The organism is Streptomyces sp. NBC_00247 (genome assembly GCF_036188265.1).
GTDB lineage: Bacteria > Actinomycetota > Actinomycetes > Streptomycetales > Streptomycetaceae > Streptomyces.
On record NZ_CP108093.1, the window covers coordinates 2,206,065 to 2,229,743 of the forward strand.

Below are 23,679 nucleotides of genomic sequence, written 5' to 3' on the forward strand. Positions count from 1 at the left end.
ACCCATTCACTGCTGCGCACTCCAGCCGCAGCATCGGCTGCGGTACTGCTCACGGCGGCCCCTGATCACTGCGGGCCACCCGGTCCGGTCGTCAGCCCCGTCGCCGTCCTGCGACAACCCTGGCTTCGAAACTCCACCACCGCACCGTCCTGCGCACTGCGACTACAGGTACTGCTCCGTACTGCTGCCCGGCAGTTCATCCCTGCCGGGCCCTGCTGTCTCTCTGGGCTACGAGAGAAAGCATAGGCACACCACCACCCAATGTCTACTACGACCAATACAGATTTTCACGAGCGCCGTGGAGAGGTAATCCATCCCGGACAGCGACGGCACGCAGGGGTACGGCGAGCGGGGATTCCGCGCCCCGGCGGGCGATGCGGTACGGACGGACGCCCACCTGTGGCGATTCCCCCGCACCCAGCCCGGCCGGTCGCCCTGCCCGCCTAAGCTCGGGCCCCCCGGGCCCGGCACCGTCCGAGTCCGCCGTCGAGTCCGCCGAGGACGTGAGGACTCACCCACGCGCTCCGCCCCGGTCGGACCGGCCCCTCCCAGGCCCCGCGCCCCCGCCGGATGCTCGGGTCGCGGGGTGCCAAAGGTGGCCATAGCCTCCCAGATGTGACGCCTCCCGCGACCCGTATCCGCAGCTCCCGAACCTGCCGGGCCCTGCTCGGCGTGCTGTTCGCGGCCTGCTGGCTGGCCGCCGGGACCGCCGCTCCGGCGTGGGCGGACAACCCCGTCACGCTCTCCAAGGACGGGCAGATCACCGACCGGACCGGGGCGCTCGGGGACCGTACCGGGGAGGTGGAGGCGGCGCTCGACTCGCTCTTCGACGAGCGGCGGGTGCAGCTCTTCGTCGTGTACGTGCGCGACTTCTCCGGCCGCTCCTCGCAGAGCTGGGCCGACGAGACCGCCACCCGCAACGGTCTGGGCCAGGACGACGTGCTGCTGGCCGTCGCCACCCACGACCGGCAGTACGCGTACTCCGTGGACGAGGCGTCCCGGCTCACCGACGCGCAGCTGAGGGACGTGGCGAGCACCGCCGTCGTGCCGGCGCTGCGGGTGAACGACTGGGCGGGTGCGGCGATCGGCGCGGCGAACGGTTACGCGGCCGTGCTCGCGGGGCAGCCGGTGCCCTCCCCCTCGCTCTCCCCCGGTGCCGCCGACCCCGGTTCGAGCGGTTCGGGCGGAACCGACGCCGGCGACTTCCTGCTTCCCGCGGTCCTGTTCGTCGCGGTGCTCCTCGTCGCGGCGTACGCCTTCTCGCGGCGCAAGCGGCGCGCGAAGACCCGTACGACACCGGCCGCCGCCGGCTGGGGCGCCGGGGCTCCCGGTGCCGGGACGCCCGCCGAACCACCCACCCCGCTGCCCGAACTGGACGCCCGCGCCAAAGAGCTGCTGGTGGACACGGACGACGCGGTACGCACCAGCGAGGAGGAACTGGGCTTCGCCTCGGCCCAGTTCGGCGAGGAGGCGGCGGCACCGTTCGCGGCCGCGGTGGCACGGGCCAAGAGCGAGCTGACCGCGTCCTTCCGGCTGCGCCAGCAACTCGACGACGCGATCCCGGAGGACGAGCCGACCCAGCGCCGGATGCTGGCGGAGATCATCAGCCGCTGCACCGCCGCGGACGAGCGACTCGACGCGGTGTCGGCCGACTTCGACCGGCTGCGCGACCTGGAGCAGAACGCCCCGCAGGCGCTGTCGGAGGTGGAGGTGACCTTCCGCGACCTCGCAGCGCGTACGTCCACGGCGGGTTCGACGCTGGACGCGATGCGCACGCACTACGCGCCCTCGGCCGCCGCCCCCGTCGTGGACGACGTCGAACAGGCGAAGGAGCGCCTGGTCTTCGCCACCTCCTCCCTCAACCAGGCACGCCAGGCGGTGGACGGCGGCGACAACTCCAGCGCCGCCGTGTTCGTACGGGCGGCGGAGAGCGCGGTGCGCCAGGCCGCGACCCTGGTGGACGCCGTGGAACGGCGGGCCGCCGAGCTCGCCGAGGCCGCCTCCCGCATCCCCGCCGCGCTCACCGAGATGGAGACCGACCTCGCGGACGCGCACGGGCTGTTGCGGGGCACCGCGCAGGGCGTCTCCACGGCCGACCTCCAGGGGCGGATCGGCCGGGCGGAGGCGGTGCTGACGGACGTACGGGGCGAGGTGGCGGGCGGACCGTACGACCCCATCGACGCGCTGCGCCGGCTGGAGGAGGCGGACGCGGCGCTGGACGAGTCGCTGGCCGGGGCGCGCGAACGGGACCAGGGCAACACCCGGGCCCGCCCGTTGCTGGACCAGGCGATGCTCTCCGCCCGCTCGGCGATCTCGGCCGCCGCCGACTACATCACCACGCACCGCGGCGCGGTCGGCAGCCAGGCCCGCACCCGGCTCGCGGAGGCCCAGCGCCACGCGGAGCAGGCCGGACAGCTGGCGGCCGGCGGCGATCCGCAGCGCGCGCTCGCCGAGGCGCAGCGCGCCGACGCGCTGGCCGGACAGGCCCAGGCCCTGGCCGAGCAGGACGTACGCGCCTTCGACGGCCGCTCCGGTCCCGGTGGGATGCGGGGCGGCGGCGGTACGGGCGGGGCGGTGCTGGGCGGCATCCTCCTCGGCGGACTCCTCGGCGGCGGCGGACGGGGCGGTGGCCGCGGGTTCGGCGGGGGCTTCGGAGGGGGCGGCGGGTTCGGCGGGGGCGGCTTCGGCGGCGCCGGGCCCGGCAGCTTCGGCGGCGGGGGGACGCGGGGCCGCCGAGGCGGTGGTGGCCGCTTCTGACCGTCGACCGGTCCTGTCGGCCCGGTGGCGCCGATGCTGCCGGGCCCGTACCCGAATCGCCCCGCCCGGCATCGACCGCACCCCGTCGCGCACCGCCCGACCGTCCCGTTCCAGGAGAGGAGCTCCCATGTCGAAGCAGACGATTCTCGGCCGAGTCACCCAGCTCGCGAGGGCCAACATCAACGCCCTCATCGATCAGGCCGAGGACCCGCAGAAGATGCTGGACCAGCTGATCCGCGACTACACCAACAACATCGCGGAGGCGGAGCAGGCGGTCGCCGCCACCATCGGCAACCTGCGGCTGATGGAGCAGGACCACGCGGAGGACGTGGCGGCGGCGAAGGAGTGGGGCGGCAAGGCGCTCGCGGCCAGCCGCAAGGCGGACGAACTGCGGACGGCCGGATCGGCGGCGGAGGCGGACAAGTTCGACAACCTCGCGAAGGTCGCCCTGGGCCGCCAGCTCCAGTCGGAGAAGGAGGCGCGGACGGCCGAGCCGACGATCGCCTCGCAGACCGAGGTGGTGGACAAGCTCAAGTCCGGGCTGGACCAGATGAAGGCGAAGCTCGGCGAGCTGAAGGCGAAGCGGGACGAGCTGGTGGCCCGCGCCAAGTCCGCACAGGCCCAGAACCGGATGATGGACGCGGTGAAGTCCATCGACGTGCTGGACCCGACCAGCGAGCTGAACCGCTTCGAGGACAAGGTCCGGCGCGAGGAGGCGAAGGCGGTGGGCAAGCAGGAGCTGGCCGCGTCCTCGCTCGACGCGCAGTTCGAGCAGCTGGACAGCATGGGCGACAGCGCGGAGGTCGAGGCGCGCCTCGCCGCACTGAAGTCCTCCTCCTGACCGCCTCCTGGCCACCTCCCGACCGCCCCCCGACCGCCGGGTCCATCCGCGCGGCGCCAGGACGGGCGGGGCGACGAAGGGGGCGGGGTGGGACGGTTCGAACCGTCCCACCCCGCCCCCTTCGTCCCTCGCGTTCCTCGTGTAAGTGCGTGACTAGTACATGCTGAGCAGCTGTTCGACCGAGAGTTCGGCGGCCGGTCGCCCGTCGGGCAGGGCGAGTTCGAACCAGACGGTCTTGCCGCGCGGAGTACGCCGCGATCCCCAGGCCGCGCTGAGCAGCCCGACGAGTTGCAGCCCCCGGCCGCCCTCGTCGGTGTCGCGGGCGCGGCGGCGGCGCGGCTGGACCAGCCCCGCGTCCCACACCTCGCAGACCAGGGTGCGGTCGCGCAGCAGCCGGAGCCGGATCTCGCCCTCGCCGTAGCGCAGCGCGTTGGTGACGAGTTCGCTGACCAGGAGTTCGGTGGTGTCCACCAGGTCGTCCAGGTTCCACTCGGTCAGCCGTCGGCGGGCCAGTTCGCGGGCCCTGCCGACCGAACGCGGTTCCCGGGGCAGCGTCCAGTCGCCGACCGCTTCCTCCGGCAGCCCCTGGATGCGGGCCATCAGCAACGCGATGTCGTCCTCGCCGTGCCGGGTGTCCAGGGCGGTCAGCACGTGGTCGCAGGCCGCCTCCAGCCGCATCCGGGGTCCGGTGAGGGCGGTACGGAGCACCTCCAGGCCCTCGTCGAGCGGATGGTCCCGCGACTCCACGAGCCCGTCCGTGTAGAGCGTGAGCAGGGCGCCCTCGGCGAGCTCGACCACCACTTCCTCGAAGGGTTCGCCGCCGACTCCGAGCGGCATCCCCGGTGGTACGTCGAGGAGCCGGGCCTCCTGGCCGGGTTCGACCACGGCCGGGGGCAGATGGCCCGCGTTGGCGAAGGTGCAGCGCCGGGTGACCGGGTCGTAGACCGCGTAGACGCAGGTCGCGAGGTACACCTCGGAGAGGTCGGCCTCGCGGGACTTCTGGAGCGCGCGGGAGGGCCACTGGGTGCCGCCGCCCTCGGGCCGGTCGCCGCCGCCGGGGGTGCCGAGGCCGCGGGCGACCTCGTCCAGAGCGGAGAGCACCTCGGCGGGTTCCAGGTCCAGCAGGGCGAGCGTCCGTACGGCGGTGCGGAGTTCGCCCATGGCGACGGCGGCGCGCAGCCCGCGTCCCATGACGTCGCCGACGACGAGCGCGGTGCGGTGTCCGGGCAGCTCGATGACGTCGAACCAGTCGCCGCCGACTTCGGTGGCCGCGTTGCCGGGAAGGTAGCGGCAGGCGATGTCCAGGCCCGCCGCCTCGGGGGCGCCCGGTGGGAGCAGGCTGCGCTGGAGGAGCAGGGCGCGTTCGTGCTCGCGGCGGTAGAGGCGGGCGTTGTCGATGCAGACGGCGGCGCGGGCGGCCAGTTCCCCGGCCAGGTCCCGGTCGCGTTCGCCGAAGGGTTCGCTGCCCTTCGTACGGGAGAAGCGGACGAGACCGACCACGGTGTCGTGGGCGACCATCGGCACCGCGAGCGTGGACCGGACGAACCCGAGGCCGTCGCCGGGCGCCTCGTGGACGCGGCCGGTACGCAGGGCGGTGGCGCAGGCGGAGGCGTACGGGTAGCGGTGCACGGCACCGAGGGCGGGCTCTCCCGCGCCCGGCCCGCCTCCCCGCGCGCCGGCGGGGTGCTCCGTGGCCGGGTGCGCGCCCATCGGGTGCCCGCCGGACCGCGCGGCCGGCACCTGGGCGTCCGGCGGGCCGGGTACCCGGGGGTGGGCGTCGGAGACCGCGCTGGCCTGGGCGACCCGGCGCAGCTCCGGCGAGGCCGCGCCGGGCTCGGGCGCGGGACCGCCGGCGTGCGGGGCCTCGGCGCCGGTGAGCACGGCGGGGAAGAGATCGACGGTGGCGAGGTCGCAGAAGCCGGGTACGGCGACGTCGAGCAGTTCGCGGGCGGTGGTCTCCAGGTCGAGGGAGTTGCCGATGCGGGCGCTGGCCTCGTTCAGCAGCCGCAGATTGCGCCGGGCGCTGGCGGCCTCGCGGGCGGCGACGTGCCTGCTGGTGACGTCGGTGGCGAGTCCGGCGACCCCGGTGGGCCGTCCCGATCCGCTGTGCACCCGGTAGAGGTTCATCGACCAGTGGCGGCGGTCGGTGTCGCCGGGGACCGTGCCGATGAGCCGGAGGTCGGTGACGGACTCCCCGGTCGCCAGCACCCTTTTCAGGGTCTCCGTCAGCCGGTCGGCCTCGGGGCGGGTCAGATAGTCCTCGGCCCTGCGTCCCCGGTGGTCGGCGGCCATCCCGCCGAAGACCGTGGCGAATCGTTCGTTCGCGCGGACCACGGAGAGGTCCTTGCCGAACAGCACGAAACCGAAGGGGGATTGGCCGAAAATTGCCTGCGAGGCGGCGAGGTCCGTCTCGATGCCGCGCAAGGCCCGCACGTCCACCACGATGCAGAGGGCGGCCCGTTCCCCGGCGGCCGTCACGCTGGGCATGACGTAGACCTCGGCGAGCCCGCGTACGTCGTGCTCCCCGGGAATCCGGAACGGGACGAGGCCCGTCCACTCCTTGCCGTCCAGGATCTCGCGGACCTGCCGGTGCCCCCCGCGGCGCAGCTCGGCAGGCATGAAGGCCTCCACGGGATCGCGGCCGATCACCTCGTCCGGACCCATGCCGAAGAGATCGGCGGCCCTTCCGCTCCATTGCTCGACCAGGCCGTCCGGGCCCATCGAGAAGGAGGCAACCCTGATGTACTCGTATATCGAGCCAGGCGGGCTGCTCTGCCACACGATGTCGCCCGCTGTCCCAGGTATCTCGCTCACGCGACCGTCCCCTCCAGCTCACACACCGGACCGGTCCTGTGCGCAGTATTCAGCACTACGGCCACTCCCGACACGGCGTTCACGATCACAGCAAGGTCTCAGTCCTTCTCGTCGGCGGCCCCGACCTCAGGTGATCGCTGTGCGTCCCCCTCCACTCCTAACCAGACAGAGGCAGCTCGAACCACACCGTCTTCCCAGTCTTTCCCTTGCGAGTCCCCCAGCGATGTGCGGAACAGGCCACCAGCTGGAGCCCCCGGCCCCCCTCGTCGTCGGGGCCGGCGCTGCGCCGGGTGGGAAGATCCGGAAGCGGATCGGACACCTCCACCAGCAGTCCGTGGTCGTCGGGTGCGGGGTCCGGCGCGTCCGGGGGGGTGTCGCCGGGCCTCACCAGGCGTACCCCGATGGGCCCGGTGGCGTGGCGGAGCGAATTGGTCACCAGCTCGCTGACGAGCAGGACCGTGAGGTCGATGACCGGCGGGCCGAGCTCCCAGGCGCGCAGCGTCTCGCGGACCGCGTTCCGCGCACCCCGTACGGAGCCCGGCTCCGCGGGGAAGGACCACTCGGCGCTGCCGCCTTCGGTATCGATCACGCCGATCACTTCCCGGGGCCGACAGCGGATTCATCGTGCGAGGGGTCAGTGTGGACATACCCGACGCTCTCCACGAATTACCACAGATCGTTACCAAGTAGGTCGTACGGGTGCACCGGGTCGCCGTTTCGACGGCCGTCCGCGTAAAGACTCCGCGCGAGGACCCGGCAGGCTCTCAGACCAGCACGCCCGCCGCGTGGAGATCGTCGAAGAGCACCTGGTCGACCGGGGCGACGAGCGGCCGGTCCGCATAGGTGAACCAGGCCACCTCGTCGATCTCGTTGCTCGCGACCGGGGTGCCCTCACAGTCGCCGTAGTAGCAGCTCATCCGCACCACCACGCCGTCCGCGTGCCCGTGCGCCTGGGCCTCGTAGACGCCCGCGTGCACGACGGTCGCCGGATCGAGGGCCACCGCCAGCTCCTCCTCGACCTCCCGCAGCAGGGTCTGGAGGTCACTCTCCCCCGGCTCCCGTTTGCCGCCGGGGATGTAGAAGACGTCCTTCCCCTTCGACCGCGCGCAGAGAATCCTGCCGCTCTCCACTCGTACCCACGCCACCGTGTCGATCAGGGCCGGCATCGCTCCGCCTTCGTTCCCCGGCCTGGCGTTCAGGCCGGTCAGGGCGGACCTTACCTCCGCGCGGCGGCGCGTTCCGCGCCCGGGGGCGTGCGCCGGTGCGGATGTACGGGGGCCGCGCGCGGGGCGGGCACGGGACCGGCGGGACGTACGACGGCGGCCGGGCACCCCCTGGTCAGGGAAGTGCCCGGCCGCCGGGACGCGGTTCGGTCAGGGGCGGGCGGTCTCACCCACGCGTTCGACCCAGTAGAGCTGCTGGTGCTCCCTGGTGTCGAACCCGTCCGCGACCTTCTGCGCCTCTTCCTGCGTGGCGTATCGGCCGACGCGGTACGTACTGCCGTTGATGTCCTGCCGTATCACCAGCCACGGGAGGACAGCTGCGCTGTCACTCATCGTGCTCCTCCCGAGCATGCTGCCCCTCTCCCCACCGGTCTGCACATCTCATAGGACGATTCCCAGGAAATCGCTGTGCGCATATGCCGGAGCGTACGCCTGACCTTCACTCAGCGAATGCGGAATCGCACAAAGGGATACGGAACCGGCCATACACGGGGCGCATCCGTCCGGATGCGCCCCCGGAGGGGAGAACGGGACCCTACCGCGCCGCACGGGGAGGCGATCACACCGGGCGCGAGCCCTCCCGGGCGGCGGTGGCGGAACCGGCCACCGGCACCGTGGGCAGGGGCATCAGCACCGGTCCCGCGGCCGGAGCCTTGCGGCAGACATCGCCGCAGGTGGCGTCCAGCGAGCAGCAGAGCGAGCAGACGGGGCCCGCGTGGGCGGGGCAGTCGGCGATGTCCGGCAGCTCGTAGGCCGTCTCGCAGACGGCGCAGGTGTGGGTGGCGGTGATGTCCTCGACCGCCACGCCCGGGCCGTTCACCGGATTGGGCCGGGCCAGGTAGTACTTGCCCTTCGTGGCCCAGGCGATCAGCGGGCAGAGCGTCACCGCGAGCCCCGCGGCGATGAAGGTCGAGAAGGCCTCCGCGTACTGACCGAAGAGGCCGAAAAACGCCAGGATCGAGACGATCGAGGCGATCACCATGGAACCGAAGCCCGCCGGGTTCACCGCGTACAGGTACGCCCGCTTGAACTCGATGTACGGCGGGCTGAGCCCGATCCGCTTGTTGATGACCAGGTCGGCGGCGACGGCGGCGATCCAGGCGATGCCGACGTTGGAGTAGAAGCCCAGCAGCTTGTTGAGGGCCGCGAACATGTCCATCTCCATCAGCGTGAGCGCGATGGCGAGGTTGAGGAAGATGTACCAGACCCGCCCGGGGTGCCGGTGGGTGACGCGGGAGAAGAAGTTCGACCAGGAGAGCGAGCCGCTGTAGGCGTTCGTCACGTTGATCTTGACCTGGGAGACGATGACGAAGATCGCCGCGGCCGGCAGGGCGAACCCGCCGAGCCAGGGCCGCAGCGCCTCGATCTGCGGGGCGATCGGCTCCAGCGCGTGCGTCTTGCCGACCGCCTCCAGGGCGACGAAGGCGAGGAACGCCCCGCCGAGCTGCTTGGCGGCACCGATGATCACCCAGCCGGGCCCGGCGGCCAGCACCGCGAGGTTCCAGCGGCGCTTGTTGGCCTCGGTCTTCGCGGGCATGAAGCGCAGGTAGTCCGCCTGCTCGCCGATCTGCGCGATCAGCGAGAGCGCCACCCCGGTGCCGAGGCCGAACCCGAGCCAGGAGAAGCCCGAGCCGGCCCCCTCCGTACCGCCGAAGGAGCTGAACGAGCCCCAGGCGTCCGGGGCCTCGAAGGCGAGCACCAGGAACGGCAGGATCATGCCGATGATCCAGACGGGCTGGGTCCACGCCTGCACCTTGGCGAGCGCGCCCATCCCCCGGAACACGATCGGGATCACGATCAGCGTGGTGAGCAGATAGCCGAGCTGGACCGGGAGCCCGATCGCCTGGTGCATGGCCTGCGCCATGATCGAGCCTTCGAGCGCGAAGAAGATGAAGGTGAACGACGCGTAGATGAGCGAGGTCAGCGTCGATCCGAAGTAGCCGAAGCCCGCGCCCCGGGTCACCAGGTCCATGTCCAGGCCGTACGTCGCGCAGGCGCGGGCGATGGGGATGCCGGTGAGGAAGATGATCGCGGCGGCGGTCAGGATCGACGCGAAACCGCTGCTGAAGCCGTAGGTGAAGACGATCGACGCGCCGATGGCGAAGTCCGCGAGATAGGCGATGCCGCCGAGCGCGGTGCCCGCGACCGTGCCGGGCGACCAGCGACGGAAGGAGTGCGGGGCGTAGCGCAGCGAGTAGTCCTCGCGGCTCTCGTCGGCGGCGAGGACCGCGTAGCTGCGGGCCGGCCCGCCGGAGCCGGACGTGTCCTCGGAACCCTGCGGCTCGGGACGCCGGAGCTCGGGCTGCTGCGGCTCGGTGCGCGGCGGGGACTGCGGGGTCTCGGCCGTGGTGGGTGGTGCGATGTCCGTCATGGGGCTTCCCGTCCGTCGGTCCGTTGGTGCGGCGACGGACGGGAAGGTAGGAGCCGGACATGACGGGCCGCGGTCGCCGGGCGTTGCCCGGGAGTTACGGCAGGTGACGGGGGGTTAAGTCTGTGTCACCTCGGGCGGACGCGCCGCACCGCACAGCGGTCGGCCGCCCGTGTCGGGTGGCGCGGCGGGCGGGGCGAGCCGTTCGGCGGGACAGCTCCTACTTGACCGGCAGGTGGTAGGCGACGCGGTAGCGGTCGGCGGGGACGACGACGTCGGCGGTCTCGACCGCCCGCCCGCCCGCGTAGTAGGTCCGCTCGATGACCAGGACCACGTGGCCCGGTACCCCGCCGAGGTCGCCGAGTTCGTCCGCCAGCCCCGGCCGGGCGCCGACCTCCTCCGTCACGTTGTCCACCACGATGTCGATCGCCGCCATCCGGTCGACCACCCCGCAGCCCCCCAGTGGCCCCTCCTCGGGGAGCATCACCGGGGTCCGCCCGGTGACCGAGAGCGGCTCCCAGGAGGTCGAGAGCATCATGGGCTCGCCCGCGTCCCGGAAGACGTACCGGGTGCGCATCACCCGCTCCCCCGGCTGGATGCCGAGGCGCGCGGCGATCTCCGGGCCGGCCTCCTCCTGCTCGCTCCGGGACTCCCAGGTGCCTCGGACGCCGTCCGCGCTCTGCTCCTGGCGGAACGGGCTGGCTCCGATCCCCTGGCGGTAGCCCGACCGGGCGATCCTGCGGGGTACCGGACGGGCCCGGACGTACGTGCCGGAGCCGGAGCGCCCCTCCACCAGCCCCTCGGCCATCAGGACCTTCCGCGCCTCCAGCGCGACGGTGTCCGAGACGCCGTACTCCTCGCGGATGCGCGCCTGGGACGGCAGACGGGTATGGGGCGGCAGCGCACCCTTGACGATCTTCTCCCGCAGATCGCTCGCCACGCGCAGATAGGCGGGCTGCTCACCGAAAGTCACTGGCCACTCCCAACACGTTGACAGACCGCAACAGAGTGGCAACCGTGAGTGTCCCAGGACAAGCGATGGCCAGAGTTTCACTCGAAGTGGTGATTCGGGGGTGCCGCATGCATGGTCCGAAAGGCATCACCACAGCTCTTCCGGCCGTTCTCTGCCCACTTCACGCCCTCCGCAAGCCCCCGGAACCCGAGGACGTGACACGTGCCTTCCCGGGCACCGGTCCGGGGGCGGACGCCCGGCCCCGCGAGGCGGCCGTGTGCGGGGAGTACGCGGGCCACCTGTCCTCCCCGATCGGCGGCCGCGCCGCCCCGCCGGCTGGCAGGCTGGCCCCATGCCCATACCCGTGACCGCTCCTCCGTCCCTGCCGTCGTACCGCTGCCCCCGGGACGGGACCCTGGCCGAGGCCGCCTCCGCGCACTGGTGCTGCCCTCGGTGCCGCGGCCCGTGGAACCTCGACTTCGCCCCCTCGGGGCCGATCGACCGGGACGCCCTCGCCCGGCGCGTCGCCTCCCTGTGGCGCTACCGGGAGGCGCTGCCGCTCGCCGGCCCCGCCGTCTCGCTCGGCGAGGGCCGTACCCCGCTGGTCGAGCTCACCGCCACCGTCTCGGCGAAGCTGGACCACCTCATGCCGACGCTCTCCTTCAAGGACCGCGGCGCGGTGATGCTGGCCGAACTCGCACGGCGCCTCGGCCCGGACCGGGTCGTCGCGGACAGCAGCGGCAACGCGGGCACCTCGGTCGCCGCCTACTGCGCCCGTGCCGGTCTGCCCTGCACGGTGTACGTCCCCGAGGGCACCTCGGCCAAGAAGACCGAGCAGATCCGGGCCCACGGCGCGCGGCTGGAGACCGTCCCCGGCGACCGTACGGCCACCGCGCTCGCGGCGCGCGCCGCCGCGGACGAGCCGGGCACCTTCTACGCCTCGCACGTCTTCAACCCGTACTTCCTGCACGGCACCAAGACGTACGTGTACGAGCTCTGGGAGGACCTCGGCGGCCGGCTCCCCGACGCCCTGGCCGTCCCGGTCGGCAACGGCACCCTGCTGCTCGGCGCCGCCCTCGCCACCGCCGAACTCCTCGCGCTGGGGCTCGTCGACCGGCGTCCGGCGCTGATCGCCGTCCAGGCCGAGGCGGTCTCCCCGCTGGCCGCCGCCTTCCACGCCGGTGCGGCCCAGCTGCGGGAGCCGGCGTCCCCGGCGCCGACCCTCGCGGAGGGCATCGCCATCGCGGACCCGCCCCGCGCCGCGCAGATCCTGGCGGCGGTACGCGAGTCCGGCGGCACCTTCCTCACCGTGACGGAGGACGGACTCCGCGAAGCCCAGCGGGACCTGGCCCGTCGCGGCCTCTACGCGGAGACGACAGCCGTGGCCTGCTGGGCGGCGGTCGGCGGGTGGACGGAGGGCAGCATCGTGGTGCCGGTGTGCGGGGCGGGACTCAAGACGGGGATGGCCGCGTGAGGGCGCGTCAGCCGCCCACCCCGTAGGTGTCGTGCTCGACGAAGAACTCCGCCCGCTCCACCTCCGGCCAGTGGACGGCCTCGGCCACCTTCTCGAAGTACTCCTCGCGCGGGGCCCCGGGGCGAAGAGCAGGAGCATCGGGGCGTCCGCGTCTGCGTCGTTGCGGAAACCATGCAGCCCGCCCGGGGTGCCATGTCCACCCGGTACAGCCCGAACGCACCTTTCGTGGCGGTGCCCTTGGCCAGATGGTGGGTGCGGCTGCCGTTCGGGGCGGCCAGTTCGGCGGCGGCGCCCGCCGGCCGGTAGGTGGCGCTGACGACGCCCTGGCCGTCCTTGTGGACCGGTTCCGGGTAGGACATGATCCCCCTCCCTCTCGCGCGCCGGACCAGGGCTTCCACGGCCCGGCTGCTCCGTTCGGAGGACGGCCCGTCGGCCGCTCGCTTGCCGTGCGCGGTGTCAGGCGCGCCGTGACGGGCGCCCGCCGGTCGCGTCCCTATTTTCGTACGGGTGAGACACGCGCGCACCTCCCTCGTCGGTTGCCTGGCCACCGTTTCGGCCCTGGTCGTAGCTCCGGGCCCCGTGGCCGCCCACGGAACGGAAGCGGCCCCCTCCTCCTGCGCGGCCCCCGGCACCCGGACCGCCGCCCCACCGGGCGTCGCTGACGCCGCGTGGGAGATGACCTCCACCCGTTTCGGTGAGGCCGGGGGGTACGACCCGTACGTCGGCAACGGTTACCTCGGCCACCGCGTCCCGGCGACCGGGGCGGGTTACGCGGTCCACCCGGAGAAGACCGGCTGGCCGCTGTACACCCCGCGCTACGACGGGGCCTTCGTCACCGGGCTGTACGGGGCCGAGCCAGGCACCACCGAGGGGCGCGAGGTGCTCGCCGCGCTGCCGAGCTGGACCCCGCTCGACCTCCGCGTCGGAACGGAGACCTTCGGCGCCGACACCCCGCCCGGCCGGATCTCGGACTACCGCCAGACCCTCTTCCTCGCCTGCGGACTGGTCCGCACCTCACTGCGGTGGACCACGGCGGACGGCAGGGCCACCGACCTCGTGTACGAGGTCCTGACGGACCGCAGGCACGTCCACGCCGGTGCCGTACGGCTGACGCTGACGCCCCGGTGGAGCGGCACGGCCACGGTCACCGGCCGGCTCGACGCGCGGGGCGCGCGCCGGATGACGGTGGCGGACGACGGGACCTTCCGCACGCACGGCACCGGGGTCGAGGGGGCCGTCGTCCAGACCCTGCGGCCGGCCCGGAGCCCGGGGCTCACCCGGGAGCTGCGGGTGCGGGCGGGGCGGTCGTACACCGTCGAGAAGTACGTCGGCGTCGACACCGCCCTCACCTCGTCCACCCCGCTCGCCTCGGCCCGCGCGGCCTCCCGGCGGGCCGCCCGGCGCGGCTGGGCCCGGATGCTCGCCGACAGCGCGGCGCTCTGGCGGCGCGACTGGTCGTCCGACGTGCTGGTGCCGGGCAGCCCGGACCTCCAGCGATGGCTGCGGGCGGCCCAGTACGGGCTGCTCGCCGCCACCCGTACCGGCGCCTCGGACAGCGTCGCCCCCGCCGGTGCGACCAGCGACAACTACGCGGGCATGATCTTCTGGGACGCCGAGACGTGGATGTACCCGGGGCTGCTCGCCACCCGCCCCGAGCTCGCCCGCACCGTGGTCGAGTACCGCTACCGCACCCGGGACGCGGCCCGGGCGAACGCCGCGAAGCTGGGGTACGACGGGCTGTTCTACCCGTGGACCAGCGCGAGCCGGGGCCGCCTGGACTCCGAGTGCCAGAGCTGGGACCCGCCGCACTGCCTCACCCAGAACCACCTCCAGGGCGACGTGGCGCTCGCGGTGTGGCAGTACTGGCTGGCCACCGGCGACCGCGCCTGGCTGGCGGAGCGCGGCTGGCCGCTGCTGAGCGGGATCGCCGACTTCTGGGCCTCCCGGGCGACCGCGAACCCGGACGGCAGCTGGTCGATCGTGAACGTCGCCGGTCCCGACGAATACAGCAACGGCGTCACCGACGGGGTCTACACCAACGCGGTCGCCGCGACCGCCCTGCGCGACGCCGTTCGCGCCGCGACCCTCCTCGGCCGGCCCGCGCCCGCCGCCTGGCAGCGGGTCGCGGACGGGCTGCGCATCCCGTACGACCCGGAGCGCAAGATCTTCCTCCAGTACGCGGGGTACACCGGCTCCACGATCAAGCAGGCGGACACGGTGCTGCTGACGTACCCGCTGGAGTGGCCCATGGAGCCGGGCGCCGCCGCCGCGACCCTCGACTTCTACGCCGCGCGCACCGATCCGGACGGCCCGGCCATGACGGACTCGGTGCACGCGATCGACGCCGCCGCCATCGGGGAGCCGGGGTGCGTCACGTACACCTACCTCCAGCGTTCCGTACGTCCCTTCATGCGCGGCCCGTTCGGCCTGTTCTCCGAGGCGCGCGGGGCCAAGTCCGGCGCCTCGGACCCGCTGTCCGGGTTCCCCGCCGAGGACTTCCTCACCGGCAAGGGCGGCTTCCTCCAGGTCTTCACCCACGGCCTGACCGGACTGCGGCTGCGCGAGGACGGCATCCGGCTCGACCCCGTCCTGCCGCCCCAACTGCGCGCGGGCGTGAGCCTGAAGGGACTGCGGTACCGGGGCCGTACCTACGACATCGCGCTCGGGCCCGCCACCACCACGGTCCGGCTGACGTCGGGCGCGCCCTTCACCGTGCACACCCCGGCGGGGCCGAAGCGCCTGTCCGGCACCCTGGTGCTGCCCACCCGCCGCCCTGACCTCGCCCCCACCGACGACGCCGCCCGCTGCCGCCCGGCCACCGCCGACTCCGCCTCCCCCGGGCTCTACGCCGAGGCCGCTGTGGACGGCTCCTCCGCCACCGCCTGGTCCCCGGACGGGGCCACCGGCACCCTGACGGTCCGGCTGGACCGCTCGCTGCGGATCACCTCGGTGGACCCGGTGTGGAGCGACGTACCGCCCGCCGCCCACACCGTGGAGACCTCGGCGGACGGCCGCACCTGGCGCCCGTACACCCCGGGTGCCACGGCGCGCGAGGTCCGGGTGACGGTGGTCTCGGCGGACCCGGCTGAGCCGGCGGGGATCACGGAGCTGAAGGTGCGGTAGCGCGGCGGAAGGGCTCCGCCCGGGGCCACCCGGCCCACCGGAACTCCCGCGCTCTCCGGGTCGAAGCCTGCGGCCGGTGCTGGGAGGATGGCGGACATGGACATCCGGCGCAGGAACAACGTCTCCGTCACCGGCAACCCGCGGGGGCGCGTGGTGGTGCTGGCGCACGGTTTCGGGTGCGACCAGAACATGTGGCGCCTGACCGTGCCCGTTCTGGCCGAAAACTACCGGGTGGTGCTCTTCGACTACGTCGGGTCGGGCGGATCCGACCTCTCGGCGTGGAGCGAGGAGCGCTACTCGTCCTTGAAGGGGTACGCCCGGGACGTGGTGGAGGTCTGCGAGGAGCTGGATCTGGAGCGGGCGGTGTTCGTGGGGCACTCGGTCAGCGCCATGGTCGGGGTCCTGGCGGCGCGGGAGGCACCCGACCGGATCGGCGCGCTGGTGATGGTCGCCCCCTCGCCCCGCTACGTCGACGAGGACGGCTACCGGGGCGGTTTCAGCGCCGAGGACATCGACGAGCTGCTGGCCTCGTTGGAGCTGAACTATCTGGGCTGGTCCGCCACGATGGCACCGCTGATCATGGGCAATCCGGACCGGCCCGCTCTGGGCGAGGAGCTGACCGACAGCTTCTGCGCGACCGACCCGGACATGGCGCGCGTCTTCGCCCGCACCACCTTCCTGTCCGACAGCCGCGCGGACCTGGCCGGCGTGACGGTGCCGACGCTGGTCCTGGAATGCGCCCAGGACATGATCGCGCCGCCGGAGGTCGGGGCTTACGTGCATCACGCGATCGGCGGCTCGACCCTGGTCACCCTCGACGCGACCGGCCACTGCCCCCAGCTGTCGGCGCCCGACGCCACCAACGCGGCGATCACCGAGTTCCTGGCCGGCCTGGGATGACGGACCGGGCGGGCCCGGAACCGGATCCGTCCCGCGAGGACGCGTTCGCGGCGCTCCTGGAGCCCAGCGCCGAGGAGCTGTACGAGAGCGCTCCGTGCGGATATCTGTCCACGCGCATGGACGGCACGGTGGCGAAGATCAACACCACCCTGCTGGACTGGCTCGGCCTCGCGCGGGAGGCGGTGGTCGGCCGGATGCGCTTCGTCGACCTGCTGACCGTCGGTGGCAGGCTCTACCACGAGACGCACTTCGCCCCGCTGCTGCGCATGCGCGGCCGGATAAGCGGCATCGCCCTCGACATCAGGCAGTCCGACGGAGGGCGGATGCCGGTGCTCGTCTCGGCCGTGGTCAACCACGACGCCGCCGGCGACCCGCTGCTGATCCGCGTCACCGTCTTCGACGCCCGTGACCGCCGCGGCTACGAGGAGGAACTCCTGCGGGCGCGCCGCGCGGCCGAGGAAGCCACCCGGCGCGCCCAGGACGACCGCACCAGACTGCAGGACGCCCTCGCGGTACTGCAGCAGGCGCTGCTGCCCGACACCCTGCCGCCGGTCCCCGGCATGGAGGCCGCCGCGCACTACCACACCGCCTCCCCCGACCGGCTCGGCGGCGACTTCTACGACGTCTTCCCGGTCGACGCCACCCGTTTCGCCTTCTTCCTCGGCGACGTGTGCGGCAAGGGTCCCCAAGCCGCCGCCGTCACCGCGCTGACCCGCCACACCCTGCGTGCCGCGGCCCTGCACGACCCCGATCCCGTATCGGCCCTCTCCACGCTCAACACGGTGCTGTACGAGCGCTACTCGAGCGGCCCGGACCCCCGCTACTGCACCGCCGTCTTCGGTGTACTCGCACCCGGCCCCGCCGCCGGAGAGGTCGACGTCCATCTCGCGTCGGGCGGTCACCCGCCGGCGCTGGTCCTGCGCGCCGGAGGCGGCGCCGAGTACCTGCCCACGCCGGGCGGCCTTCTGGTGGGCGTCCTGCCCGACCCGGCTTTCGTCACCGCCGACACCCGGCTCACCCCCGGCGACACCCTCCTGCTCTACACGGACGGCCTCACCGAGGCACGCACGAGCCGCGACGGCACCTCCCTCTACGGGGACGAGGCACTGCGCGACTTCGCCCGAGGCCGGGCCGGCGAATCCGCCCACGCCGTCATCGCCGCCCTGACCGGCCTGCTGGACAGTTTCGGTGAGGGCGTGAACGACGACACGGCGCTGCTCGCGCTGGGCGTTCCGGTCGCCGGAGCGGGCGGCCAGGGCGCGGACGGGCCGACGTCCTCCGCCTGAGCCCCGGGTAAGCCCCTCGTCACGGACCGGGCGCTCGGCGCGCTTCCCCTCCGACCGGGCCGGGCCGGGCCGGGCCGGGCCGGGGCCACTGTCGGTGGCTGCTGCTTCCATGACGTCATGAGCACCCTGCGCGAAACCGCCGCCCGTCTCCCCGGCCCCGACGAACTCCGCTCCCACCTGCGCGCTTTGGCCGTTCTGGACGCCACGATCGGCGACGCCCCGCAGTACTGCTGCTACGGCTTCCACACCGACTGGGGCCCCGGCGAAGAGGCCGCTCTGATGGACAACGGCTCGGGGGACGACTTCTCGGTGGTCTTCTCCCCGTCCGGCGTGCTCATACGCGGCTTCGACCACGAGTCGAGAATGAGCCCCTACGCGACGGACGACGAAGAGGTCTGGCCGGGTGTCATCGACGAGGTGCCCGCCGCACTGAGCCCGCTCCTGGACGAACCCGCCTTCTGCGAGGAGGGCTCCGCCGTCCCCCGCGTCACCACCTGCCTGTGGCGGACGGCCGGCGACACGGAGTGGCGAACCGGCTCGGCCATCGACTTCCCGCCCGGCGCCGACGACCCGGACGGCTCCGCCTACCTCTTCCGCCTCCTCACCGACCGCTCCCCCGAGGCCGTCCAGGCCCACTTCGAGGACTACTACGAACGCCCCGTCCCCCTCGAAGCGGTCCGCCACGTCCTCGCCGGACAACCCCTCACCCTTGAGGTCGCAGCGGCCCTCAACCCGGCCGCCCTCTCGGACCAGGCCCTGCTCCGCAGAATCGCCGCACATCCGGAGGCCGCTTCCTACCTGGCCTGCGACGGCGAGTTCGACCTCGCCCGCACCGACCCGATCGAGCCGATCGCCCTGCCCAACGGCCTCCCGGTGGAGCCTGTCGCCGGCTGCCACGCGGGCGGCACCCACTACCTCTGCGGCCCGGCCGTCCCCGGCGGACCCCGCCCCGTCCTCTACACCGACTCCGAGGGCCGGGCCTCCCTGATCGCCGAGTCGCTCGCCGAGGCCCTGACGCTTGCCGTCGCCCTACCGTCCTGGCACGATGCACTGGCCGGCTTCCGACCCCCGGCCCTCAGCTCCGACTACCTCGACGACCACCCGGACCACCCTGTCGTCCGCGACCGCCTCCTCGCCGCCCTTCGGCTCCCCCCGGCCACCGAGCGGGAAGCCCTGGACCGTCTCCTCGCCGCCGCCGCCCGCACCGTCCCCGACGGCTTCCTCCCGCACTGCCCGGACGGAGAGGACTCCTCCTACGAGCCGATGCTCGACCCGCTTTCCGACTGAGGGGGACACGAGCGCGCAGGTGACGGAGCGCCGGACACTCACCGATCAGTAGCGATACCGGGCAGCGAGGAAGACGATCTCCTTGGCCTCATGGTTCTCGTTGACCTTTTTGATCAACGGAAACAGTTCCTTGCGGGCTGACTCGCCGTCATGAACATGACTCCACCCCTCTCATCAAGTGGTACTCGATGACGCACCACGCTCAGTACCACCCGAAAGGGAAGACGGCTGACGGTCGCCCCGTCGATCCAGCACCCATCCAGCACGGTGACGACGAAGGGGTCGGACTCGACCGAGCCCGACCCCTTCTGACGTGCACGTTTGACCCCATGCCTAACGTGCGGACGCGCACGGCTACACGTTGAAGCGGAACTCCACCACGTCCCCGTCCTGCATGACGTACTCCTTGCCCTCCATGCGGGCCTTGCCCTTCGCGCGGGCTTCGGCGACCGAGCCGGTCTCGACCAGGTCGGCGAAGGAGATGATCTCCGCCTTGATGAAGCCCTTCTGGAAGTCGGTGTGGATCACACCGGCCGCCTCGGGGGCGGTGGCGCCCTTCTTGATCGTCCAGGCGCGGGTCTCCTTGGGGCCTGCCGTGAGGTAGGTCTGGAGGCCGAGGGTGTCGAAGCCGACGCGGCCGAGGGTGGCGAGACCCGGCTCTTCCTGGCCCATGGACTGGAGGAGCTCCAGGGCCTCGTCGTCGTCCAGCTCGATGAGCTCGGACTCGATCTTGGCGTTGAGGAAGATGGCCTCGGCCGGGGCGACCAGGGCGCGCTGCGCGTCCTTGAACTCCTCGTCGACCAGCTCGTCCTCGTCGACGTTGAAGACGTAGAGGAACGGCTTGGTGGTGAGGAGGTGCAGCTCGTGGAGGAGCCGGCCCTTCTCGGTGGCGGCGGTGATGCCGGCGGCGAAGAGCGTCTGGCCGGACTCCAGGATCTTCTGGGCCTCCTCGACCGCGGCCAGGACGGCGACCTTCTCCTTCTGGAGGCGGGACTCCTTGGTGAGGCGCGGGACGGCCTTCTCGACGGACTGGAGGTCGGCGAGGATCAGCTCGGTGTTGATCGTCTCGATGTCGTCCTTGGGCGAGACCTTGCCGTCGACGTGGACGACGTTCTCGTCCTTGAAGGCGCGGATGACCTGGCAGATCGCGTCGGACTCACGGATGTTCGCGAGGAACTTGTTGCCCAGGCCCTCGCCCTCGCTGGCGCCGCGCACGATCCCGGCGATGTCGACGAAGTCGACCGTGGCGGGGAGGATCTTCTGCGAGTTGAAGATCCCCGCGAGCGTGTTCAGCCGGGGGTCGGGCACGCCGACCACGCCGACGTTCGGCTCGATGGTGGCGAACGGGTAGTTGGCCGCCAGTACGTCGTTCTTGGTCAGGGCGTTGAACAGGGTCGACTTGCCGACATTCGGCAGACCGACGATTCCGATCGTGAGCGACACGTTGGCGACTTCCTGGAGTGAGGACGGGGCACGGGGGCGGAGCGTGCCGGGCTGGGCCCGGCAGGGGACCGATTCTCCAGTTTACGGGCGGGGCCGACCGTGCCGTCACGGGTCCGGTGGGAGCGGCGGCGCCCCTCCCACCGGAGCCGAACGCCGAACAGGGTCCTCATTCGGCCGTGTGACGTCGAACGCAGCCCCAAGCTCGGCCAAAGCGCGTGTTCAATGCCTGATCCACCCGGTTCCGCGACCTACGTTGTCCAGGTGGAGCAGCACAGGACTCGTCCCCCGCAGCGCAGGCAGCCCCAGGAGCCCTCGGCGGCCCCGGTTCCTCAGGGCGGCGGCGCGCCCCTCGTCGAGAGTTCGGCCGTGTACCGGGTGGTCGGTGCGCCCGGAGCGCGGCGGAGCGTGCCTCCCGTGGTGCTCGCGCTGCGCAGACTCCCCGCTCCCCGGCTGACGGGCATCGGTGCGGGGCTCTTCGCCACCGCCGTGATGTTCGTACTGGCCTGCCTGGTCTGGCTGCTGTTCGACTCGTCCGTGCTCGTCTACGGGGTGCTGTTCGTGCCCGTCAGCGCGCTGACGGCGCTCTGGGTGCGGCCCGCCGACCTGGTGACCGCGCCGATCAGCGTGCCGATCGCCTTCGCCGTCGGTGTGCTGCCCGTGGCGGGGGGCGACGGCGGGTTCGGCGGCCGGCTGATGGCGGTCGTCACCGCGCTCGCGGTGCACGCGGGCTGGCTGTACGGGGGCACGCTGGTCGCCGGAGTGATCGCGACCGTGCGCAAGGTCCGGCAGATGCGGCAGCGGCAGCTCCTGCTCGCCGCGAAGGCGCTCCGGCCCGCCGTGTCTCCGGTGGCCGGGGACCGTAACGCGAGCGCCGACGGGCGCCCGGAGGACCGGCCCGGCCAGGGCGAGCGCCCCCGCCCGGCGAAGGCCCGCCCCGCCTCCGGGGTGCGCGGCGGGCCCCTGGGACGGAGCACGGCCCGCCGCACTCCGCAGGCGTAGGGACCCGAGGCCCCGGGCGCGGAGACTGCGGGCCCGCCCCTGACGAAAACGGCGGGCGACCGGCGGGCCCGCCCGCCCGTAACGAACGGCGGGCGACCGGCGGGTGGGCTGCCGCCCGCGACGGACGGCGGGCCGTGCGCGGCCCCTGGCGAGAAGAGGTTCGTGCTACTTCCCCGCCGCGCGGGCCGCCATGGCCGCGCCGACGATGCCGGCGTTGTTCTGCAGCTGGGCCGGGACCATCTCCGCCCGTACGTGCTTGACGAGCGGCAGGAACTTCTCCGCCTTGCGGCTCACCCCGCCGCCGATGATGAAGAGCTCGGGCGAGAACAGCATCTCCACGTGGGCGAGGTACTTCTGCACCCGGTGCGCCCAGTGCTCCCAGCTCAGGTCGTGGTCCTCCTTGGCCTTGGTCGACGCGTGCTTCTCCGCGTCGTGGCCGTTCAGCTCCAGGTGGCCCAGCTCGGTGTTGGGCACGAGCTGCCCGTCGGTGAAGACGGCGGAGCCGATGCCGGTGCCGAAGGTGAGCACGATGACCGTTCCCTTGCGGCCCTTGCCCGCGCCGAAGGTCATCTCGGCGACGCCCGCCGCGTCCGCGTCGTTGAGGATCGTCACGGGACAGCCGAGCCGCTCGGAGAGGAGCGCGCGGGCGTCCAGATCGACCCAGCCCTTGTCGACGTTGGCGGCGGTGCGGGTGACGCCGTCGGTGACCACGCCGGGGAAGGTGATGCCGACCGGTCCGGACCAGTCGAAGTGGCCGACGACCTCGGCCACGCAGTCGGCGACACCCTCGGGTACCGCCGGGTGCGGTGTCAGCACCTTGTGGCGCTCCTGCGCCAAGTCCCCACGATCCAGGTCCACGGGAGCGCCCTTGATCCCTGAACCGCCGATGTCCACGCCGAAGATCTCCATGGGCACCACGGTAAGGGCACCGGGCGCCCCGCACGCCCCGAGCGGCCGGTACGTACGTAAAGGTCCTGTGGGATGCGCGTAGAACGGCTCCAGCGGGCCGCACGCGGAGCACGGCCGTCCGGTACGCCTGGGCGCCGTGGACGGCCGCGCGTGCGCCGTGGACGGCCGCGCGTGCGCGGAGTTACTGCTGGGCGGCCAGGGCGGCGGCCTCGGCGCGCAGGTCACGGCGGAGTTCCTTGGGCAGCGAGAAGGTGATCGACTCCTCGGCCGTCTTGACCGTCTCGACGTCCGCGTAACCGCGCTCGGCGAGCCACTCCAGCACGCCGTCGACGAGGACGTCGGGGACGGAGGCGCCGGAGGTGAGGCCGACCGTGGTGACGCCTTCCAGCCATGCCTCTTCGATCTCGGAGGCGAAGTCGACCAGGTGGGCGGCGGGGGCTCCGGCGTCCAGGGCGACCTCGACCATGCGGATCGAGTTGGAGGAGTTCTTGGAACCGACGACGATCACCAGATCGGCGTCCTCGGCCAGCTTCTTCACGGCGACCTGGCGGTTCTGCGTGGCGTAGCAGATGTCGTCGCTGGGCGGCGAGAGCAGGTTCGGGAACTTGTTCTTCAGGGCGTCGACCGTCTCCATGGTCTCGTCCACCGAGAGCGTGGTCTGGGAGAGCCAGACGACCTTCGACTCGTCGCGGACCTGGACGTTGGCGACGTCCTCGGGGCCGTCGACCAGGGTGATGTGGTCGGGAGCCTCGCCGCTGGTGCCGATGACCTCTTCGTGGCCTTCGTGGCCGATCAGGAGGATGTCGTAGTCCTCCTTGGCGAAGCGGACGGCTTCCTTGTGGACCTTGGTGACGAGCGGGCAGGTGGCGTCGATCGTGGCGAGCCGGCGCTCGGCGGCCTCGGCGTGGACGGTCGGCGCGACACCGTGCGCGGAGAACATCACGATGGAGCCCTCGGGGACCTCCGCGGTGGTCTCCACGAAGATCGCCCCCTTCTTCTCCAGGGTCTGCACGACGTACTTGTTGTGCACGATCTCGTGGCGCACGTAGACCGGGGCCCCGTACTGCTCCAGGGCCTTCTCGACGGCGATCACGGCACGGTCCACGCCCGCGCAGTAGCCACGGGGAGCGGCGAGCAGGACACGGCGGGCAGGGGTGGCAGTCATGCGTCCCATCGTAAGGCCGTACCGAACAGGCGCGGGCTCGGTCCGGTCGGGAGACTGAGCCTTGATCCACGAGGTACGGGTACGGGGCACGGGCGCGCGTCTTCGCGAGGACGCGGCGGACGGCCCGCCGGGGGGAAC

General features: G+C 72.6%; 17 protein-coding genes. 8 read left to right on the forward strand and 9 right to left on the reverse strand.

What is annotated here, in order from left to right; all coding sequences use genetic code 11:
- Positions 1 to 615 precede the first annotated feature (615 nt).
- Positions 616 to 2,757 (forward strand): TPM domain-containing protein, encoded by a 2,142-nt coding sequence (locus OHT52_RS09085; RefSeq protein ID WP_328719618.1) that lies wholly within the window; start codon positions 616 to 618, stop codon positions 2,755 to 2,757.
- Between the two features lie 127 nt (positions 2,758 to 2,884).
- Positions 2,885 to 3,598, forward strand: a complete 714-nt coding sequence (locus OHT52_RS09090) for a PspA/IM30 family protein (RefSeq protein ID WP_328719619.1) — start codon at positions 2,885 to 2,887, stop codon at positions 3,596 to 3,598.
- Positions 3,599 to 3,751: 153 nt separating this feature from the next.
- Here OHT52_RS09090 and OHT52_RS09095 read toward each other — a convergent pair whose 3' ends face one another.
- The 6 genes from OHT52_RS09095 to OHT52_RS09120 form a co-directional block, all read right to left on the reverse strand.
- On the reverse strand, positions 3,752 to 6,379 hold the full coding sequence (locus OHT52_RS09095) for a SpoIIE family protein phosphatase (RefSeq protein WP_328723666.1): 2,628 nt from the start codon (positions 6,377 to 6,379) through the stop codon (positions 3,752 to 3,754).
- A 190-nt stretch (positions 6,380 to 6,569) separates the two neighbouring features.
- The gene (locus OHT52_RS09100) at positions 6,570 to 7,010 is read right to left on the reverse strand and encodes an ATP-binding protein (protein WP_328719620.1); all 441 of its coding nucleotides are present in this window, start codon (positions 7,008 to 7,010) and stop codon (positions 6,570 to 6,572) included.
- Positions 7,011 to 7,176: 166 nt separating this feature from the next.
- Entirely contained in the window at positions 7,177 to 7,578 is a 402-nt protein-coding gene (locus OHT52_RS09105) for an NUDIX hydrolase (protein ID WP_328719621.1), read from the reverse strand.
- Positions 7,579 to 7,785: 207 nt separating this feature from the next.
- Entirely contained in the window at positions 7,786 to 7,986 is a 201-nt protein-coding gene (locus OHT52_RS09110) for an SPOR domain-containing protein (RefSeq protein WP_328719622.1), read from the reverse strand.
- A 208-nt stretch (positions 7,987 to 8,194) separates the two neighbouring features.
- Positions 8,195 to 10,006, reverse strand: coding sequence for a purine-cytosine permease family protein (locus tag OHT52_RS09115; RefSeq protein ID WP_328719623.1), 1,812 nt, complete (start codon positions 10,004 to 10,006; stop codon positions 8,195 to 8,197).
- Between the two features lie 217 nt (positions 10,007 to 10,223).
- Positions 10,224 to 10,976, reverse strand: a complete 753-nt coding sequence (locus OHT52_RS09120) for a GntR family transcriptional regulator (RefSeq protein WP_328719624.1) — start codon at positions 10,974 to 10,976, stop codon at positions 10,224 to 10,226.
- Between the two features lie 331 nt (positions 10,977 to 11,307).
- Here OHT52_RS09120 and OHT52_RS09125 point away from each other — a divergent pair, with 331 nt between their 5' ends.
- The 5 genes from OHT52_RS09125 to OHT52_RS09145 all read left to right on the forward strand — a co-directional run bounded on the left by OHT52_RS09125 (position 11,308) and on the right by OHT52_RS09145 (position 19,025).
- Positions 11,308 to 12,429 carry a pyridoxal-phosphate dependent enzyme gene (locus OHT52_RS09125; RefSeq protein ID WP_328719625.1) on the forward strand — a complete coding sequence of 374 codons (1,122 nt, stop codon included), beginning with the start codon at positions 11,308 to 11,310 and terminating at the stop codon, positions 12,427 to 12,429.
- 507 nt (positions 12,430 to 12,936) lie between these two features.
- Positions 12,937 to 15,552: a glycosyl hydrolase family 65 protein gene (locus OHT52_RS09130; protein WP_328719626.1), complete on the forward strand. Its 2,616-nt coding sequence runs from the start codon at positions 12,937 to 12,939 to the stop codon at positions 15,550 to 15,552.
- Positions 15,553 to 15,648: 96 nt separating this feature from the next.
- Positions 15,649 to 16,452 (forward strand): alpha/beta fold hydrolase, encoded by an 804-nt coding sequence (locus OHT52_RS09135; protein ID WP_328719627.1) that lies wholly within the window; start codon positions 15,649 to 15,651, stop codon positions 16,450 to 16,452.
- Positions 16,449 to 17,738: a PP2C family protein-serine/threonine phosphatase gene (locus OHT52_RS09140; protein ID WP_328719628.1), complete on the forward strand. Its 1,290-nt coding sequence runs from the start codon at positions 16,449 to 16,451 to the stop codon at positions 17,736 to 17,738. Before OHT52_RS09135 ends, OHT52_RS09140 begins: the two co-directional genes overlap by 4 nt.
- Before the next feature lie 117 nt (positions 17,739 to 17,855).
- Positions 17,856 to 19,025, forward strand: a complete 1,170-nt coding sequence (locus tag OHT52_RS09145) for a hypothetical protein (RefSeq protein ID WP_328719629.1) — start codon at positions 17,856 to 17,858, stop codon at positions 19,023 to 19,025.
- Between the two features lie 354 nt (positions 19,026 to 19,379).
- Here the strand turns inward: OHT52_RS09145 and ychF are convergent, their stop codons facing one another.
- Positions 19,380 to 20,468 (reverse strand): redox-regulated ATPase YchF, encoded by a 1,089-nt coding sequence (ychF, locus tag OHT52_RS09150; protein WP_328719630.1) that lies wholly within the window; start codon positions 20,466 to 20,468, stop codon positions 19,380 to 19,382.
- A 261-nt stretch (positions 20,469 to 20,729) separates the two neighbouring features.
- Here ychF and OHT52_RS09155 point away from each other — a divergent pair, with 261 nt between their 5' ends.
- Positions 20,730 to 21,467: a DUF6542 domain-containing protein gene (locus OHT52_RS09155; protein ID WP_328719631.1), complete on the forward strand. Its 738-nt coding sequence runs from the start codon at positions 20,730 to 20,732 to the stop codon at positions 21,465 to 21,467.
- Between the two features lie 165 nt (positions 21,468 to 21,632).
- On the opposite strand, the gene ppgK is transcribed toward OHT52_RS09155, so the two are convergent.
- Positions 21,633 to 22,376 (reverse strand): polyphosphate--glucose phosphotransferase, encoded by a 744-nt coding sequence (gene ppgK, locus OHT52_RS09160; RefSeq protein WP_328719632.1) that lies wholly within the window; start codon positions 22,374 to 22,376, stop codon positions 21,633 to 21,635.
- A 181-nt stretch (positions 22,377 to 22,557) separates the two neighbouring features.
- Complete coding sequence (locus OHT52_RS09165; RefSeq protein ID WP_328719633.1) at positions 22,558 to 23,550, reverse strand: 4-hydroxy-3-methylbut-2-enyl diphosphate reductase; 993 nt, start codon at positions 23,548 to 23,550, stop codon at positions 22,558 to 22,560.
- Positions 23,551 to 23,679: the final 129 nt, after the last annotated feature.